This window comes from Streptomyces sp. NPDC089915, from assembly GCF_040684675.1.
Classification (GTDB): Bacteria; Actinomycetota; Actinomycetes; order Streptomycetales; family Streptomycetaceae; genus Streptomyces.
Window position 1 is genome coordinate 1 of record NZ_JBFBGN010000145.1, and the last position, 16,393, is coordinate 16,393.

Below are 16,393 nucleotides of genomic sequence, written 5' to 3' on the forward strand. Positions count from 1 at the left end.
ACCGGCGCCTCCACCGCCGACCTCGCCGTGGTCCTCGTCGACGCCCGCAACGGGGTCATCGAGCAGACCCGCCGCCACGCCGCCGTCGCCGCCCTGCTGCGCGTTCCCCACGTGGTCCTCGCCGTCAACAAGATGGACCTCGTCGGATACGAGGAGGACGTCTTCGCCCGCATCGCCGAGGAGTTCACCGCCTACGCCCGCGCACTCGGCGTCCGCGAGATCACCGCGATCCCGATCTCGGCCCTGGCCGGGGACAACGTGGTCGAGCCCTCCGCGCACATGGACTGGTACGGCGGCCCCACCGTCCTGGAGCACCTGGAGACCGTCCCCGTCGGCGACGTCCTCACCACCGGGCCCGCACGCTTCCCCGTCCAGTACGTGATCCGCCCGCAGACCGCCGCGCACCGGGACTACCGCGGCTACGCCGGCCAGATCGCCTCCGGCGTCCTGCGCGTCGGCGAGGCCGTCACCGTCCTTCCGTCGGGCAAGACCTCGGTGATCGAGGGCATCGACGCGCTCGGCGAGCCCGTGGACACCGCCTGGGCCCCGCAGTCCGTCACCCTCCGCCTCCGGGACGAGGTCGACGTCTCCCGCGGCGACCTCATCGCCCCCGCCGCGGCCGCCCCCGCCACCACCCAGGACGTCACCGCCACGGTCTGCCACGTCGCCGACCGGCCCCTGAAGCCCGGGCAGCGGGTCCTGCTCAAGCACACCACCCGCACCGTCAAGGCGATCGTCCGCGAGATCCCCTCCCGGCTGGCCCTGGACGACCTCACCCAGCACCCCGACCCCGGCCGGCTCTCCGCCAACGACATCGGCCGCGTCGTCCTGCGCACCGGCGAGCCCCTCGCCCTCGACGCCTACGCGGCCTCCCGCCCCACCGGCTCCTTCCTCCTCATCGACCCGTCCGACGGCACCACCCTGACCGCGGGCATGGCCGGCGAGGCCTTCACCGAAACCGAGACCGAAACCGAGACCGAGACCGAAACCGCGACCCACGCCCGGACCGAGACCGAGACCGAACGGACCGTCTGACGATGTCCCCACCGCACCGTCCGCGCCGCCGGCGCCCCCGCCCGGCCACCCTGCCCGCCCTCCTCCTGGCCTGTGCCGCCGCCCTCGCCTCCTGCGGCTACGGATCGCGTGCCGACCCGGTCCCCGCCGCCGCCCGGGCGCCGGCGGGCGCGGCCGCTACGAGACTCTCGGCGGGCTCCGTGACCCTCGGCTACTTCCCCAACCTCACCCACGCCACCGCCCTGGTCGGCGTACGCGAGGGCCTGATCGGGCGGGAGCTGGCCGGGACCACCCTGAAGACCACCACCTTCAACGCGGGCCCCGCCGAGATCGAGGCCCTGAACGCCGGCTCGATCGACATCGGCTTCATCGGCCCCTCGCCCGCCGTCAACGGCTACGTGAAGTCCGGGGGGCGCGGTCTGCGCATCGTCTCCGGCTCGGCCTCCGGCGGCGTCAAGCTCGTCGTGAACCCGGCGAAGATCAAGAGCCTGGACGACCTCAAGGGCAAACGGATCGCCACCCCGCAGCTCGGCAACACCCAGGACGTGGCCCTCCTCGACTGGATCGCGGCCCGCGGCTGGAAGGTGGACGCGGCCAGCGGCAAGGGCGACGTCTCGGTCGTCCGCACCAACAACACCATCACCCCGGACGCCTACCGTTCCGGCTCGATCGACGGCGCCTGGGTGCCCGAGCCCACCGCCTCCAAACTGGTCGAGGAGGGGGCGGCCGTCCTGCTCGACGAGAGCGACCTGTGGCCCGGCGGGGAGTTCGTGATCACGAACGTGGTCGTCTCGCGGAAGTTCCTCGAGGAGCACCCGGACGTGGTCGAGGCCGTCCTGCGCGGCACCGTGAAGACCAACGAGTGGATCAACGCCGACCCGGAACGGGCCAAGGCCTCCGCCAACGCCGCCCTGCGGACCCTCACCGGCAAGGCCCTGGAACCCGCGGTCATCGACCGGGCCTGGCCGTCGGTCCGCGTCACCGACGACCCGCTGCCCGCCACGCTCAGGGCCCAGTCCGCGCACGCGGTCTCGGCCGGACTGCTGGACGCCCCCGACCTGACCGGCATCTACGACCTCGGGCCGCTCAACCGGGTCCTCGGTTCCCTGCACAAGCCCGCCGTCACGGACCCCGACGACCAAGGGAGGTGAGCCGCGATGGCGACCGCACTCATCAACGCGGAGGACACCGCGGCGCTCACCCGGGCCGTCCGCACCGAGCACGTCTGCAAGTCCTTCCCCGGCCCGGCCGGCCCCCAGCAGATCCTCGACGACGTCAGCCTCGACGTCGCCCCCGGCGAGTTCGTCACCCTCCTCGGCGCCTCCGGCTGCGGCAAGTCGACCCTGCTCAACCTGATCGCCGGCCTCGACACCCCCACCTCCGGCACCGTCACCACCGAGGGCCGGCCGGCGCTGATGTTCCAGGAGCACGCCCTGTTCCCCTGGCTGACGGCCGGGAAGAACATCGAGCTGGCCCTGCGGCTGCGCGGGGTGGCCAAGGCCGACCGCAGGCCGGAGGCCGAGCGTCTGCTGGATCTGGTCCGCCTCGGCGGCGCCCACGGCAAGCGGGTCCACGAACTGTCGGGCGGCATGCGCCAGCGCGTGGCCCTCGCCCGAGCCCTCGCCCAGGACAGCCGCCTCCTCCTGATGGACGAGCCCTTCGCGGCCCTGGACGCCATCACCCGCGACGTCCTGCACGGCGAACTCACCCGCATCTGGGCCGAGACCGGTCTCTCCGTCCTCTTCGTCACCCACAACGTCCGCGAGGCCGTCCGCCTCGCCCAGCGCGTCGTCCTCCTCTCCTCCCGCCCCGGCCGGGTCGCCAAGGAGTGGAACGTCGGCATCCCGCAGCCCCGCCGCATCGAGGACGCCGACGTCGCGGAACTGTCCCTGGAGATCACCGAACACCTGCGAGGGGAGATCCGCCGCCATGGCCGGCACTGACCTCAGGCCCCGGGCCGCCGCCGGCGAGCTGGCCGGGCTGGACGCGCTCGACGCCCACACCGGCGCCCGGCCCCCGCTGCGCCGCCTCCTCCTGGGCAAGGCCCTGCCCCCGGCGCTGGCCGTCGCCCTGGTGCTGGCGCTCTGGCAGATCCTGGCCTGGGCCCACGTCACCGAGGACTACAAGCTCCCGCCGCCCGCCGCCGTCTGGGACAGCCTCGCCGACCTCTGGTTCAAGGGCACCCTCTTCGGCGTCGTGTGGACCAGCGTCTGGCGCGGCCTGTCCGGCTTCCTGCTGGCGCTGGCCATCGGCACCCCGCTCGGCCTGCTCGTCGCCCGCGTCCGGCCGGTACGGGCGGCCGTCGGCCCGATCCTCTCCGGCCTGCAGTCCCTGCCCTCGGTCGCTTGGGTGCCCCCGGCCGTGCTCTGGCTGGGCCTGAACGACTCGATGATGTACGCCGTCATCCTGCTCGGCGCCACCCCCTCCATCGCGGGCGGCCTCGTCTCCGGCATCGACCAGGTCCCGCCGCTCCTGCTGCGGGCCGGCCGCTCCCTGGGCGCCACCGGCCTGCGCGGCGCCCGCCACGTGGTCATGCCGGCCGCCTTCCCCGGCTACCTCGCCGGCCTCAAGCAGGGCTGGGCCTTCTCCTGGCGCTCCCTGATGGCCGCCGAGATCATCGCCAGCTCCCCCGATCTGGGCCTGGGGCTGGGCCAGTTGCTGGAATCGGGGCGCGAGACCTCCGACATGGCCCGGATCTTCCTGGCCATCGCCCTGATCCTGCTCGTCGGCATCGCCGTCGAACTGCTCGTCTTCGCCCCGGTGGAGCGCCGCATGCTGCGCGGCCGCGGCCTGCGCGGGTGAATCAGGCCGCGAGCGCCCGGGCCCCGGCCACGGCCCCGTCGTAGCGCAGCAGCACCAGCCGGACCAGTTCCGGGGCGGCGCCGAGCACCCCGCCCAGGACGTCCGCGCCGGCCTCGGCGGCGCCCGCCGCGATCCGGTCGGGGAGACGGCCCGGCGCCAGGACGTAGGGGGCCACCGCCACCCGTCGTACGCCCTCCGCGCGCAGGGCCCGTACGGCGTCCCCGGTGGCGGGGAACAGCGGGCCGGCGGAGGCGAAGGCGGGCCGCACGGCCCGCCAGCCGGTGCCCTGCCAGCTCCGGGCGATCCCCGCGAGCACGGCGGCGGCGTCGGGGTCGGTGGTGCCGGCGGCCGCGAGCACGACGCCGGTCGTCGCGCGCTCGTGCGGGCCGAGGCCGGCCTCGTACAGCCGGCGCTCCAGCGCGGCCGTCAGCAGGGGGTGCGGGCCCAGTACCGGGGCCTGCCGGACGACGAGGGGGGCCGGGGCTCCGCGCAGGGCCCCGGGCAGGTCGTGCCGGGCGTGGAAGGCGCGGCTCAGGAGCAGGGGCTGGACCACCACGCCCGCCGCCCCGCCGGCCGCCATCCGGGTCAACTCCCCTTGCACGGAGGGCGAGTCGAAGTCCAGGAAGGCCGTGCCCACCCGCAGTCCGGGCCTCGTCGACCGGATCCGCCGGGTGAGTGCGCGCACCGTCACCGCGTGCCGGGGGTCACGGCTGCCGTGCGCGACGAGCAGCAGGTGCCCGTCCATGTCGGCGGCGCGCCCCTAGCTCGCGACGAGGGCCGGCACCGGCCAGTAGGGCTCGTCCTGGAGGAGCATCGGGTCGTGGGTGAGGATCGCCCGCTCGTACTGGCTCAGGACGGGCGAGGGCTCGATCCCCTGCGACTCGATCATGTTGTGCCGGCACTGGCGGTAGACCGTCAGCGCGTCGAGCTGGCGGCCGCAGCGGTACAGGGCCCGCATCAGCAGCATGCAGAACTGCTCGTGGTTGGGATTGCGCGAGTACAGCTCGGTCAGCTCCGGGAGGATCCGCTCGTGGCCGCCGGCGCGCAGTTCGAGGTCGTAGAGCAGGATGAGCGCCGAATTCCTCGCCTCCTGATATCTCGTCGAGGCGGTCTGGCAGATGGGCCCGCCGGTGAGTCCGCCGAATACCGGGCCGCGCCAGCGGGAGAGCCCCCCGCGGAGGTCGGCGATGTCCTGGCGCAGTTCCGCCGGGCCCCCCGTCCCCGTCCGCGCGTGGATGGCGTCCACGGTGTCGAGGAAGAGATAGGCGTCGAGTTCCCACCGGTCGAAGAGGAACAGGTAGCCGGAGGTGTTCGTCACCACCCGGGAGCCCTCGCGCTCCGGCTCGACGGCCGCCAGGGTCCTGCGGACCCGGCTGATCTGCGCCTGGAGGGCGTTCTCGACCTTGTTGGGGGGTGTGGTCCCCCAGAGTTCGAGGATGAGGGAGTCCACCGTGACGAGGGACCCGCCGGACGCGAGCAGGGCCGCCAGGAGCGTCTGCTGCATGGCGCCGCCGAGCCTTACGGCGACCCGCTGTTTGACGATTTCTATGGAACCTAGGACTGAGAACAGCAACACAAACATCTCCCCGCGAGATGGAAAGAGAACGGTGTCGTGTGCACTGGCGTCGGGCGGTCGATTTCGGTGCCGGAAGCAGTCTCGACATGCTCTGGAACTTTAATGGACCGATCGGTCCCGACCGTACTCGGTCGGCCGGGAGCGTGTCAATGAAGCCCCCGGAAGCCCCCGGGAGCCCCCGCCGCACCCGGCCCCGGACATGCCGAAAAGGCCGTGCAGCACGCCGGGCGCCGGATGCGGGGGATCCAATGGGTGCGCCCTGACGTGCTGCACGGCCGAACAGGGGGGAGGGGGGCGCCGCGCGGGCGCCCCCCTCCCGTCAGGCCGAGGCCTTGGTGCGGTAGCGGGCGGCGCCCGCCAGGGACACCAGGGTCACGGCCAGGGTGATGGCGGTGACGGTCCACAGGCCGGCCCGGTAGGGGGCGGTCCCGCCGGTGCTGAGCGAGAAGACGGTGGCGGTGAGGGCGATGACCACGCCGTTGCCGATCTGGGCGCCGGCGTTGAACAGGCCCGAGACCAGGCCCTGCTCGTCGGGCGCGGCGGTGCCGACGGCGGCGATGTTCAGCGCCGGGTAGACCGCGGCGAAGCCGAGGCCGCCGAGCAGCTGCTGGGCGAACAGGGTGACCAGCGGGTCGACCTGACCCATCAGCAGGACCCAGCCGAGGTAGCCGATGCTCAGCAGGACCAGGCCGCCGGTCGCGACCGGCCAGGCGCCGTACTTGGTGACCAGCGCGGCGCCGTAGCGGGCGGTGCCCGCGGTCAGCACGCCGCCGAGGAGGAAGGCGAGGCCGGCCTCCAGCGGGGACCAGTGCAGCTGCTCCTGGTAGTAGAGGGTCAGTACGAACTGGAAGGAGACGTAGGCCCCGAAGAAGAGCATGGCGACCAGCGCGCGGGTCAGCTGGCCCTTGCGGAAGACGGCGAGCGGGACCAGCGGGGCCGGGTGGCGGCTCTCGACGAGGGCGAACAGCGGGAAGAGGACGGCGGCGGCGATCAGCGAGCCGATGGTCAGCGCGTTGCCCCAGCCGTCACTGGCGGCCCGGCTGAGTCCGTACACGAGGGCCACCGCGCCCGCCGTCACCGTGACGGCGCCGAGGATGTCGATGCTGCCGCTCTTGCCCTTCTCCTGCTGCGAGGGCACCACCGAGGCGGCGAGCAGTGCGACCAGGAGGCCGGCCACGGCCGGGGCGAAGAGGACGAGCCGCCAGGAGACGCCGGCCATCAGGCCGCCGAGGATCAGGCCGAGCGAGTAACCGGCGGAGGCCACGGCCAGGAAGGTGCCGAGGGCGCGGTTGCGCGACTGCTCGTCACGGAAGGCGTCGAGCAGGATGGCCATGGCGGCGGGTGCGGTGATGCCGGCGCTGACGCCCTTGAGCAGTCGGGCCACCACCAGGACCACGCCGTTGTCGGCGAGGCCGCCGAGGATGCTGGCCACCACGAACACGGCCAGCCAGCCGATCAGCAGCTTCTTGCGGTTGTAGAGGTCGGCCAGCCGGCCGCCCAGCAGCAGGAACCCGCCGAAGCCCAGCGCGTACGCCGAGACGACCCACTGGAGGGCGGAGGTGGTCATGCCCAGGTCCGACTGGACCAGGGGGAGGGCGGGTCCCATGCTCGCGATGTCCATCGCGTCGAGGAACTGCACCGCGCACACCACCAGGAGCAGCAGCGGCAGGCTTTTCACCATGGGGGCGGGAGGGGTCACCGCCCGTGCGATGGGAGGGGAGGTCGGGGATGCCTCGGTCATGATCAGACTCCGATCGGAGTGTCGTCGGAAGCAGCGAGCGGGCTGGAGAGCTGTGCGTAGCCATGCGCAATATGATGGACCGATCAGTCCTGGACTGATCGGTCCATTTCTAGCGCTCACAAACCCCGGTGTCAAACGTATGCTGGGAACCGCGGGGGAGAGGCGAAGGAGTTGAGACATGGCGCGCACACCGGCACCGGGTACGAGGCAGCGGATCCTGGACGCCTCGGCCAAACTCTTCGGTGAGCAGGGGGTCCGGGCCGTCGGCATGCAGCAGGTGATCGACGCGACCGGAGTCGGCAAGAGCCTGCTGTACCGCGAGTTCGCCAGCAAGGACGAGCTGATCGCGGCCTGGCTGCGCGACAGCGACGCGCAGTGGTGGGAGCGGGCCGAGGAGGTCACCGCCCCGCACGCCGGGGACCCGGCCCGTCAGATCCTCGAGCTGATGGAGTTCTTCCAGGAAAGCGTCGCGGAACCCGACTTCCACGGCTGCATCTACTACAACACCTCCAGCGAGTTCCGCGACCCCGCCCACCCCGGCCGCGAAGAGGCGAAACTGCACCTCAAGGGCCTGCGCAACTGGTGGCGCGACAAGGCCGCCCAGGCCGGCGCCGAGGACCCCGACGCCCTCGCCGACACCCTGATGCTGATCGTCGGCGGCACCCTCGCCAACGGCGAGGTGCTCGGCGCCGCCGGACCCGCCCGCATGGCCCTGGCCACCACCGAACTCGTCCTGCGCCAGTACTGCCCGAACGCCCTCGCGGCCGCCACGATCTGACCGGCGGCGCCCCGTACGGACGGCCCCGCGGCACACAGCCGCCGCGGGGCCGTCCGCACACCGTCCGCCGGCCCCCTCAGGAGCCGGGGGCACCGGTGCGCGTGGGCCGGGCGTGCCGCACCGCCACGCCGTGCTCCTCGTAGCCGTCGTTGTAGACGAACGCCGAGGGCATCCGGTCGTGGAACTGGTAGTCGGCCTGAATTCGACCGTCCTCGGCGAGCACGAGGATGTCCTGGCCGGACATCTCCATCTCGCCCGTGGCCGCCGTGACCATCACCCAGTTGAACCGGACGACGTCGTGGTGGCCGGTCGCGTTGTGCGAGGACCGGAACTCGTACCCCATCGGGCCGTACACCTCGTGCGTGTAGGCCAGTTGGTCCAGCAGGGCCGCGTGCCCCCGGATCGGGTCCTTGCGGTAGAAGACGTAGACGCAGTCCGGGGCGTACATCTCGTACACCATGTCGCGCCGGCGCCGCGGATCCTTCTCGTTCCACAACGCGACGTAGCGCGCGAGGAGTTCATTGGGTCGGGGCAGCATGAAGGGGTACCTCCGGGTTCTCTCCTGGGACGCCGCCCGCTCAGCCGCCCGCGGTGTACCGCGGCAGCAGCTGGGCCAGGTCGGCCGTGATGGCGCGGGCGTGGGTCCGCAGGTAGAAGTGGTCCCCGGGGAAGGTCCGGCACCCCAGGAACTCCGGAGTCCGCCCGGCCCACGACCGCATGGCCTCGGGCGCGAGGAGCGGGTCCCCGCGCCCGGAGTAGGCGACGACCGGACAGCCCACGGCCGCCCCGTCGTCGGAGAAGTCCGCGCACACCGCGCCGTCCGCGCCCATCGCGCGCACCGCCGCCGCCAGCAGCTCCGGATCCTCCTCGACCTCCGGCGGCAGCCCGCCCAGCACCCGCAGCGCCCCCAGCGGGCACGCCACCAGATCGGGCGGGGCCGTGAACCCCGCCGGCGCCCACCCCGACACGGCCAGCAGCGACGGCGCCGGCAGGCCCCGCCGCTCCAGCTCCACCGTCAGCCGGTAGCCGAGCAGCGCCCCCATCGAGTGGCCGAACACCGCGTACGGGCGCTCGTCCAGCTCGTCCGAGACCACCCGGGCGAGCGCCTCGGCCAGCGCGCCGAGCCGCGTGTACGGGGCCTCGCGCCGCCGCTCCTGACGGCCCGGCAGCTGCACGGCCTGGCAGGCCACCGAGGCGGGCAGCCGCCCCGGCCACTCCCGGTACATCGAGGCGCCGCCCCCGCTGTGGTGCAGCAGGAACAGCCGCACCTCCGCGTCCGGATCGGCCTCCACCGGGTGCAGCCACCGCTGGGCGCCCTGGACCTCCGGCAGCGGACCCGCGCGCACGGGCACCTGTACGGTGTCCACGGCGTTCTAGGCCGCCCGCGCCGGGTCCGAGACCGCCTCGAACCGCTCCCGCAGCACCCGGCGCAGCACCTTCCCGGTGGGATTGCGCGGCAGTTCGGCGACGATGTCGTACCCCGTCGGGATCTTGAACCCGGCGATCCGGCCGTTCAGGAACCGCAGGAACTCCCGGGGGGCCGTCGCCCCGGCCTCCGGACGCAGCACCACCGCGGCCCGGACGGCCTCGCCCCAGTCGGGGTGCGGAACCCCGTACACGGACACCTCCGCCACCGCCGGATGGGCCCGCAGCGCATTCTCGACCTCCGTGGGATAGATGTTCTGACCCGCGACGATGACCGTGTCGTTGACCCGGTCGGCGAGGAACAGGTAGCCGTCCTCGTCCACCCGGCCCATGTCGCCCATCGACAGCCACGCACCGGACTCCCCGGACAGCGCCTGCGCGGTCGCCTCCGGCAGCCGCCAGTACCCGAGGAAGCGGGCCGGGCTGCGCACCACCACCCGCCCGACCTCGCCCGCCGGCAGCGGCCGGCCCTCCGGGTCCAGGATCCGCAGCTCCACCCCGGGGACGGCCCGGCCCGCCGAGCCCAGCACCCGGCTGTCCGGCGTGTGGTCCTCCGGCGCCAGCACGGTCAGGAAACTGCCCGCCTCCGCCGAGGAGTAGCCCTGCGCCAGCGCGCAGCCCAGCACGTCGATGCAGGTCAGCAGCAGCTCGCGGTCGATGGGGGAGCCGCTGTAGACCACCTTGCGCAGCGAGCGGAAGGTCTCCCGGGTCGTGCCCCGCTCGGCCAGCATCATCCGCAGCATCGCCGGCGCCGCCCACAGGGTGGTCACCGCGTGCCGCTCGATCAGCCGGGTCGCCTCGTCGGCCACGAACTGGCGCATCACCACCGTGGTGGCGCCCGCGTTGAAGGCGTGCATGAACCAGCCGAACCCGGCCGTGTGCAGGCCCGGGAAGCAGCTCAGCCCCCGGTCCTCGGGCCGCCAGTCGATCCAGTCCACCCCGGCCGCCCGGGTGTCGGCGATGAAGGTGAAGAAGGTCCGCTGCGCCAGCACCACCCCCTTCGGCAGCCCGGTCGTCCCGCTCGTGTACAGCTGCGCCACCGGGTCGTCGAAACCGGCCGCGCCGGCCGTCGGCGGCTCGGTGTCCGGCGCCCCCGCCTTCCAGTCCAGGAACCCGCCCGCCACATGGCGGTCCGAGTCCATCTCCACCACCCGCCGCAGCCCGGGCAGCACGGACCGCAGCTTGTCCACCAGCGGTCTGAACTGCCGCTCCACGAAGAGCAGTTCGGCCTGGGAATCGCGCAGCACGTGCTCGACCTCGCCGACCGTGAGCCGCGAGTTCACCGGCACCAGCACCGCGCCGCTCTTCGCGCAGCCCAGCGCCAGGTCGTAGTAGCGCTCCGACTCCCGGCCCAGATAGCCCACCCGCGATCCGGCCGCGAGCCCGGCGGCCAGCAGGGCGTGCGCGGTCCGGTTGCTCTCCCGGTGCAGCTCCCCGTAGGTGAGCGCGCGGTCCTCGCACACCACCGCGGGCTGGTCGGGCCGGGTCCGGGCGTGCAGCGCCGCGCGGGCGGCGAGGGTCCGGTCCTCCGTACGGTTGTCCATGGGCCTGTATCCCTTGTCGCTCGCTCGGACGGTTGAAAGGGGCCACGGCGGCCGAGGCGTCCGCCGTGGCCCCGGTTCGGGGGGGAGGGGGTCAGGCGGCGGCCGGCGCCGTCCCGGCGGCCAGCCGGACGGACAGCAGCTCGGCCAGCTCCTCCACCGACGGGTGGTCGAACACCACGGACGACAGCAGCGGGATCCGCAGCCGCGCCTGGAGCTGGTTCTTCAGCACGATCGCCGTCAGCGAGTCCACGCCGAGCTCCAGGAAGCTCGCCCGGGTGTCGACGTACTCCGGGTCGTCGACCGCGAGCAGCGCCGCCACCGTCGCGCGGATCAGGGCGACCAGCGCCGTCTGCCGCTCTTCCGGCCCGGCCGCCGCCAGCGCCTCCACGTCCACCGGCGCGGCCGAGGCCGCCGCCCGCGCGGTCCGCTCCGCGGCCGCCGCCTCCACCGGGCGGTCCGGCAGCCGGGTGAAGCCCATCCCGGACAGCTCCATCACCGGCCGGCCGTCCTCCTCCAGGAGGAGCACGTCCAGGGTGAACGCCGGGTCCGTCCGCTCCGGGTCGTCGGCGCGCGTCACCCGGGCCGCCGAGCGCAGCAGCTCCCCGCGCGGCTTCTTGAACGCCCGCAGCCGCCCCACGCTCGTCGCCACGTACCGGCGGCCGTCGTCGGTGAGCGCCGCCAGGCCGTGCGTGGCCCCGTCCAGCAGCGGCGGCGGCAGCAGCTCGGCCCGGGAGACGTCCCCGCCGGACAGCTCCGTCACCGCGAAGTCCGGGCCGTACGAGGTCACCGACCGGGCCCGCAGGAACTGCGGCCCGTACTCCAGGCCGGCCTCCGCGTACGCGGCCTTCACCTCACCGCCGTCCATCACCCGCGAGGGCTCCTCGCCCTCCAGGGCCCCGGTCAGCGCCAGCAGGGTGCGGCCCGGGCCCGCGAGGCCGCTGCCCGCGTAGTCGGGCTCGGCCGCGATCGAAGCCGTCGCGTGCACCCGCTCGGCCCCCTCGGGCTCGTCGGCGCCCCGGCTGGACACCTCCACCGCGAGCCGCCCGTCCGGGCCGGGACGGACCCGGGTCACCAGCAGCGCCGGCCGGTCCGACAGGAACAGCGCCTCCTCGAAGCGGACGTCCTCCACCGCCCGGCCCAGGTCGCCGTACACCTCGTCCTGCACCGCCAGCAGCAGCTCCAGATAGGCCGCCGCGGGCAGGAACACCTGGCCGCCGATGGTGTGGTCGGCCAGGTACGCCGGCTGGCGGGCGCTGATCCGCGCGGTGAACTCCCGCCGCCCGTCGCCCGGTCCGTGGCCCGGCGTCTCGTCCCGCCCGGCGCCCGGCGTCTCGCCCGGCCCTTCCTCCCGCTCGTCGCCCCGCCCGCGGTCCCGTCCGGTCTCCCGGCCGAGCAGCGGATGCCCGTCGCCGCCCGCCCCGCCCCGCCCGGCGGGCCGGGCCGGGAGCCGGTACTCGCGCCGGTCGAAGACGTATCCGGGCAGCGGGATCCGGCGTCCCGCCCGGCCCGCGTACACCGCGCCCCAGTCGAGGTTCAGCCCCGCCGTGTACGCCCCCGCCAGCGCGGCCTCCAGGGCGGTGCCGGCGGGGTCCTTCGCGCGCAGGCTGCTCAGCCAGCGGTGCTGCTCCTGCGGCACCCCGCGCCGGGCCAGCGAGGTCAGCGCGGAGGACGGGCCGACCTCCAGGAACACGTGCCGGCCGCGCTCCGCGATCGTGCGCACCCCGGCCGCGAACTCCACCGTCTCGTTGACGTGCCGCACCCAGTACTCCGGCGTCGCCAGCTCCCGCGGATCGGCGATCCGGCCGGTCAGGTTCGACACGAGCGGCAGCTGCGGCTCCCGGAACCGGATCCCGCGCAGCACCTCGGCCAGCGGCTCCGACACCCCGGCCATCAGCGGCGAGTGGAACGCCGCCGTCACATGCAGCTCGGTCACCGTCCAGCCCGGCTCGCGCAGCGCCTCCACCGCCTCGGCCAGGGCGTCCGCCGCGCCCGAGACCACCACCTGCTGCGGGGCGTTGACCGCCGCGACCGCGAGCCGCGGCCACTTCGCCACACGCTCCCGTACCTCCTCCGCCGGCGCCGACACCGCGGCCATCCCGCCCGGCTCCGACACCGACTCGATCAGCCGGGAACGGGCGGCCAGGAAGGCGACCCCGTCCGGGAGGGCGAACAGCCCGGCCACCGTCGCCGCGACGATCTCGCCGACGCTGTGCCCGATCAGCACGCTCGGCCGCACCCCCCACGACAGCCACAGCCGGGCCAGCGCGTACTCCAGCGTGAACAGGGCCGCGTGCGTGAAGGACGTACGGGCCAGCGTCTCCCCGGCGTCCGGCACGTCCCCGAACATCACCGCGGCCACGGAACGCCCCAGCAGCGGGGCGAACAGCGCGTCGCACTCGTCCACGTACCGGGTGAAGACGGGGAAGCGGCCGTACAGGGCGCGGCCCATGCCGACGTACTGCGAACCCGACCCGGTGAACAGGAAGGCCGTCTTGCGGAACGCGTCCGGTTTGCCGTCCCCGCGCGCCGGGGCGCTCCACCGCTCCAGGTGCCCGGCCAGCTCGGCCGTCCCCGTGACGGCGGCCGCCGCCCGGTGGCGGAAGTGCGAGCGGCCCGTGGCCCGCGTGCGGCACAGGTCGGCGAGGGAGGTGTCCGGGTGCTCGGCCAGGAAGCGCGCGTACCGCTCGGCCTGGAGCCGCAGCGCCGGACGGGACTTGGCGGAGAGCGTGAACACCTGCCCGGGCTCCTCCCGCTCCCGCGCCCCGGGAGCCGCCCCGGCCGGCGCGGACGCGGGCGGCTCCTCCAGCACGGCCACCGCGATGGCCCCGGCCACCCCGAAGCCGTTGACCGTGGCCCGGCGCACCGGCGCCTTCCACGGCCGCTCCTCGGCCGCCACCGTGATCGGGTACGTGTCCCACGGGATCCGCCCCGACAGATTGCGCCAGACGTGCGGGAAGAAGGCGCCCGCGCGCATCTGCGTGATCACCTTGATCACCGCGCCCAGCCCGGCCGCCGGCTCCATGTGCCCGATGTTCGCCTTCAGCGAGCCGATGACCAGCGGGTTCTCCCGGTCGTGCGAGGCGCCGAACACCCCGTTGACCGAGCCCATCTCGATCGGGTCGCCCAGCGGGGTCCCCGTCCCGTGCGCCTCCACGTACTGGATGTCGCCCGGCTCCAGCCGCGCGTTCGCCAGCGCCGCCCGCATCACGGCCTCCTGCGCCGTGCCGTTGGGCGCGCTCAGGCCCGCGCTCTCGCCGTCCTGCCCGATCGCGGTCCCGCGGACCAGCGCCAGGACCCGGTCCCCGTCCGCCAGCGCGTCCGACAGCCGCTTCAGGACCAGCGCCCCGCAGCCCTCGGCGCGCGCGTAGCCGTCCGCGCTCTCGTCGAAGGTCTTGCAGTGCCCGTCCGGGGCGAGCATCTGGGCGTGCGAGAGGATCACGTACGAGCGCGGGTTGTGCAGGGTGTTCACCCCGGCGCACAGCGCGATCCCGCACTCCCGGCGCCGCAGCCCCTCCACCGCCAGGTGCAGGGCGGTCAGCGAGGCCGCGCACGCGGTGTCGGTCGTCAGGCTCGGGCCGCGCCAGCCCAGGAAGTACGACAGCCGCCCCGACAGCGAGTACGCGCCGAGCCCCGTCGTCAGGCTCCCGTCGAGCTGCTCGTCCGCGAGCCCCTCCAGCTCCAGCGCGAAGTCCAGCGGCGAGGCGCCCACGTACACCCCGCCGTCGCCGTGCCGCAGCCCCGCCGGATCGATCCCGGAGTCCTCCAGGGCCTCCCACACGGTCTCCATCAGCAGCCGCTGCGCGGGGTCGACGAAGGGCGCGTCCTTGGGCGGAATGTTGAAGAACTGCGCGTCGAACTCGTCGACACGGTCCAGGAAACCGCCGGCGGCGGCCGTGATGCCGTCCTCGGCGACTTCCGGAACCCAGCGGTCGCGCGGCAGCGGCCCTATTCCGGAACGCCCCTCCCGGAGGAACGCGTCGAGAGCGGGGACCGAATCGTTCCCCCCGGGCAGCCGCATTCCGATGCCGACCACGGCGATCGGCTCGTGCTTTTCCGAAAGGAAACGCCCGAGTTCCTCCTCCTGCCGGCGGACGGTCTCCTCCGCGGCTTCGAGCCTTTCCTGTAATCCCGGATGTCCCGGCATGGCCGCCGTCCCTCTCTCAGTTCGCGTCGAAGATGTCGGCCAGCACGTCCGAGGCCAGATGGTCGGTCAACCGCTCCACCGTGGGCTGGTTGAACAGGGCCGTACTGCCGATGCCCCGCCCCAGCCGCTCCTCCAGCCGCTGCTTGACCATGGTGAGCAGCAGGGACGTCATGCCGAGCTCGAAGAAGCTGTCCTCCAGGGGCAGCTCCTCGTCGTCGTCCATGAGCAGCGCCTTCTTGAATTCCGCGACGACGATTTCCTCAAGCACCGTCCGGCGTTCCGTCCGGGGCGAGGCCATTAACAGTTCACTCATACCGGCCGAGTGAAGCACAGGCCGTGTGACCACCTGCTGACGTCCATCTGACGTGCACATCGCGTCAGTTCAGCGTCAGCAGCGCCGTGGGAACCTATGAAGCGCAGTGTGAGATCCGGCGTGGAGGAGCCAATCATGCAGACCGAGGCACGGGAAGAACTGCGGACCAACGGATATTCGTTGCTGCCGGCCGACCGGCTCGTCATCGACGCCGAATTGCGGCAGCACGTGAAAGAACTGGCCTCCGAATGGGAACACCTGGAGACCGACCGGTACCTGAAGGGCGGCTCCCGCTTCCGCGAGCGCGCCTACGACCGCTTCTTCTTCGTGCCCCGCACCGGAGAGGTCCGGCTGCGCCCGCACCGCCCCTACTTCCAGTCCATGAACGCCAACGACTACGCCGGCGGCATCGACCGCGACGTGGCCCCGCTCAGCCGGACCACCCTGGACAACCCGCTCCTGACGCGGCTGCTGCGCGCCGACTTCGAGAACTTCCCGGTCGCTGACGAGTCCTGGCTGGACGACCCCTGGGACGTCCAGTGCCACCAGTTCCGGATCATCAGCACCCCGGACGAGACGGGCGAGCCCACCCCCGAGGGCCCGCACCGCGACGAGGTCGACTTCGGGGCGATCCACCTGATGAACCGCTTCAACGCCGCCGGCGGGGAGTCCCAGGTCTACAGCCTGGAGCGGGAGCTCGTCGCCGAGTTCCGCCTGACCGAGCAGATGGACACGATGTTCTGGTCGGACGGGCGGATCCTGCACGCCGTCCGCCCGATCCACCCCGTGGACCCGGCGAAGGCGGCGGTCCGGGACGTGCTGATCCTGGGCTACAAGCACGAGCCGGAGCTGCGGCGCGAAGAGCGTGCAGAGCGCGACGAGCGCGAAGAGAAGACCGCCTGACATGACGACCACCGAGATCCGCCGCGTCGACCGGGTGGTCATCCGTTTCGCGGGTGATTCGGGTGACGGTATGCAGCTGACGGGTGACCGGTTCACCTCGGAGACGGCTTCCTTCGGGAACGACCTGTCGACGCTGCCGAACTTCCCGGCCGA

At 73.4% G+C, this 16,393-nt stretch carries 14 protein-coding genes; 6 read left to right on the top strand and 8 right to left on the bottom strand.

The genetic code is table 11. The annotated features are described in order from the left end of the window. From AB0O29_RS29505 to AB0O29_RS29520, 4 genes are all read left to right on the top strand, one after another. A partial coding sequence (locus tag AB0O29_RS29505) for a GTP-binding protein (protein ID WP_365157436.1) occupies nt 1–1,035 on the top strand: 1,035 nt, incomplete at its 5' end. A 2-nt stretch (nt 1,036–1,037) separates the two neighbouring features. Further along, nucleotides 1,038–2,165 (top strand): aliphatic sulfonate ABC transporter substrate-binding protein, encoded by a 1,128-nt coding sequence (locus AB0O29_RS29510; protein ID WP_365157439.1) that lies wholly within the window; start codon nt 1,038–1,040, stop codon nt 2,163–2,165. Nucleotides 2,166–2,171: 6 nt separating this feature from the next. Next, the gene (locus tag AB0O29_RS29515) at nt 2,172–2,957 is read left to right on the top strand and encodes an ABC transporter ATP-binding protein (RefSeq protein ID WP_365157442.1); all 786 of its coding nucleotides are present in this window, start codon (nt 2,172–2,174) and stop codon (nt 2,955–2,957) included. Continuing rightward, entirely contained in the window at nt 2,944–3,816 is an 873-nt protein-coding gene (locus AB0O29_RS29520; RefSeq protein ID WP_365157445.1) for an ABC transporter permease, read from the top strand. Before AB0O29_RS29515 ends, AB0O29_RS29520 begins: the two co-directional genes overlap by 14 nt. 1 nt (nt 3,817) lies before the next feature. On the opposite strand, the gene AB0O29_RS29525 is transcribed toward AB0O29_RS29520, so the two are convergent. The 3 genes from AB0O29_RS29525 to AB0O29_RS29535 all read right to left on the bottom strand — a co-directional run bounded on the left by AB0O29_RS29525 (nt 3,818) and on the right by AB0O29_RS29535 (nt 7,133). Beyond that, the gene (locus AB0O29_RS29525; RefSeq protein WP_365157448.1) at nt 3,818–4,561 is read right to left on the bottom strand and encodes a sirohydrochlorin chelatase; all 744 of its coding nucleotides are present in this window, start codon (nt 4,559–4,561) and stop codon (nt 3,818–3,820) included. Nucleotides 4,562–4,576: 15 nt separating this feature from the next. Further along, complete coding sequence (locus AB0O29_RS29530; RefSeq protein ID WP_365157451.1) at nt 4,577–5,320, bottom strand: AfsR/SARP family transcriptional regulator; 744 nt, start codon at nt 5,318–5,320, stop codon at nt 4,577–4,579. Nucleotides 5,321–5,711: 391 nt separating this feature from the next. Then, nucleotides 5,712–7,133: an MFS transporter gene (locus AB0O29_RS29535; protein WP_365157454.1), complete on the bottom strand. Its 1,422-nt coding sequence runs from the start codon at nt 7,131–7,133 to the stop codon at nt 5,712–5,714. Nucleotides 7,134–7,311: 178 nt separating this feature from the next. On the opposite strand from AB0O29_RS29535, the gene AB0O29_RS29540 reads away from it, so the two are divergent. Next, nucleotides 7,312–7,911, top strand: coding sequence for a TetR/AcrR family transcriptional regulator (locus AB0O29_RS29540; protein WP_365157457.1), 600 nt, complete (start codon nt 7,312–7,314; stop codon nt 7,909–7,911). 76 nt (nt 7,912–7,987) lie between these two features. On the opposite strand, the gene AB0O29_RS29545 is transcribed toward AB0O29_RS29540, so the two are convergent. The 5 genes from AB0O29_RS29545 to AB0O29_RS29565 form a co-directional block, all read right to left on the bottom strand. Further along, the gene (locus AB0O29_RS29545; protein ID WP_365157460.1) at nt 7,988–8,449 is read right to left on the bottom strand and encodes a nuclear transport factor 2 family protein; all 462 of its coding nucleotides are present in this window, start codon (nt 8,447–8,449) and stop codon (nt 7,988–7,990) included. Nucleotides 8,450–8,489: 40 nt separating this feature from the next. Beyond that, on the bottom strand, nt 8,490–9,278 hold the full coding sequence (locus AB0O29_RS29550; protein WP_365157463.1) for an alpha/beta fold hydrolase: 789 nt from the start codon (nt 9,276–9,278) through the stop codon (nt 8,490–8,492). Between the two features lie 6 nt (nt 9,279–9,284). Next, nucleotides 9,285–10,880 (bottom strand): long-chain-fatty-acid--CoA ligase, encoded by a 1,596-nt coding sequence (locus tag AB0O29_RS29555; RefSeq protein WP_365157465.1) that lies wholly within the window; start codon nt 10,878–10,880, stop codon nt 9,285–9,287. Nucleotides 10,881–10,971: 91 nt separating this feature from the next. Continuing rightward, entirely contained in the window at nt 10,972–15,024 is a 4,053-nt protein-coding gene (locus AB0O29_RS29560) for a beta-ketoacyl synthase N-terminal-like domain-containing protein (RefSeq protein WP_365157468.1), read from the bottom strand. Nucleotides 15,025–15,040: 16 nt separating this feature from the next. Continuing rightward, nucleotides 15,041–15,337, bottom strand: a complete 297-nt coding sequence (locus tag AB0O29_RS29565; RefSeq protein WP_365157471.1) for an acyl carrier protein — start codon at nt 15,335–15,337, stop codon at nt 15,041–15,043. Between the two features lie 135 nt (nt 15,338–15,472). Here AB0O29_RS29565 and AB0O29_RS29570 point away from each other — a divergent pair, with 135 nt between their 5' ends. Continuing rightward, a complete protein-coding gene (locus tag AB0O29_RS29570; RefSeq protein WP_365157473.1) occupies nt 15,473–16,240 on the top strand; it encodes a 2OG-Fe dioxygenase family protein in 768 nt (255 codons plus the stop codon). Nucleotides 16,241–16,393 lie beyond the last annotated feature (153 nt).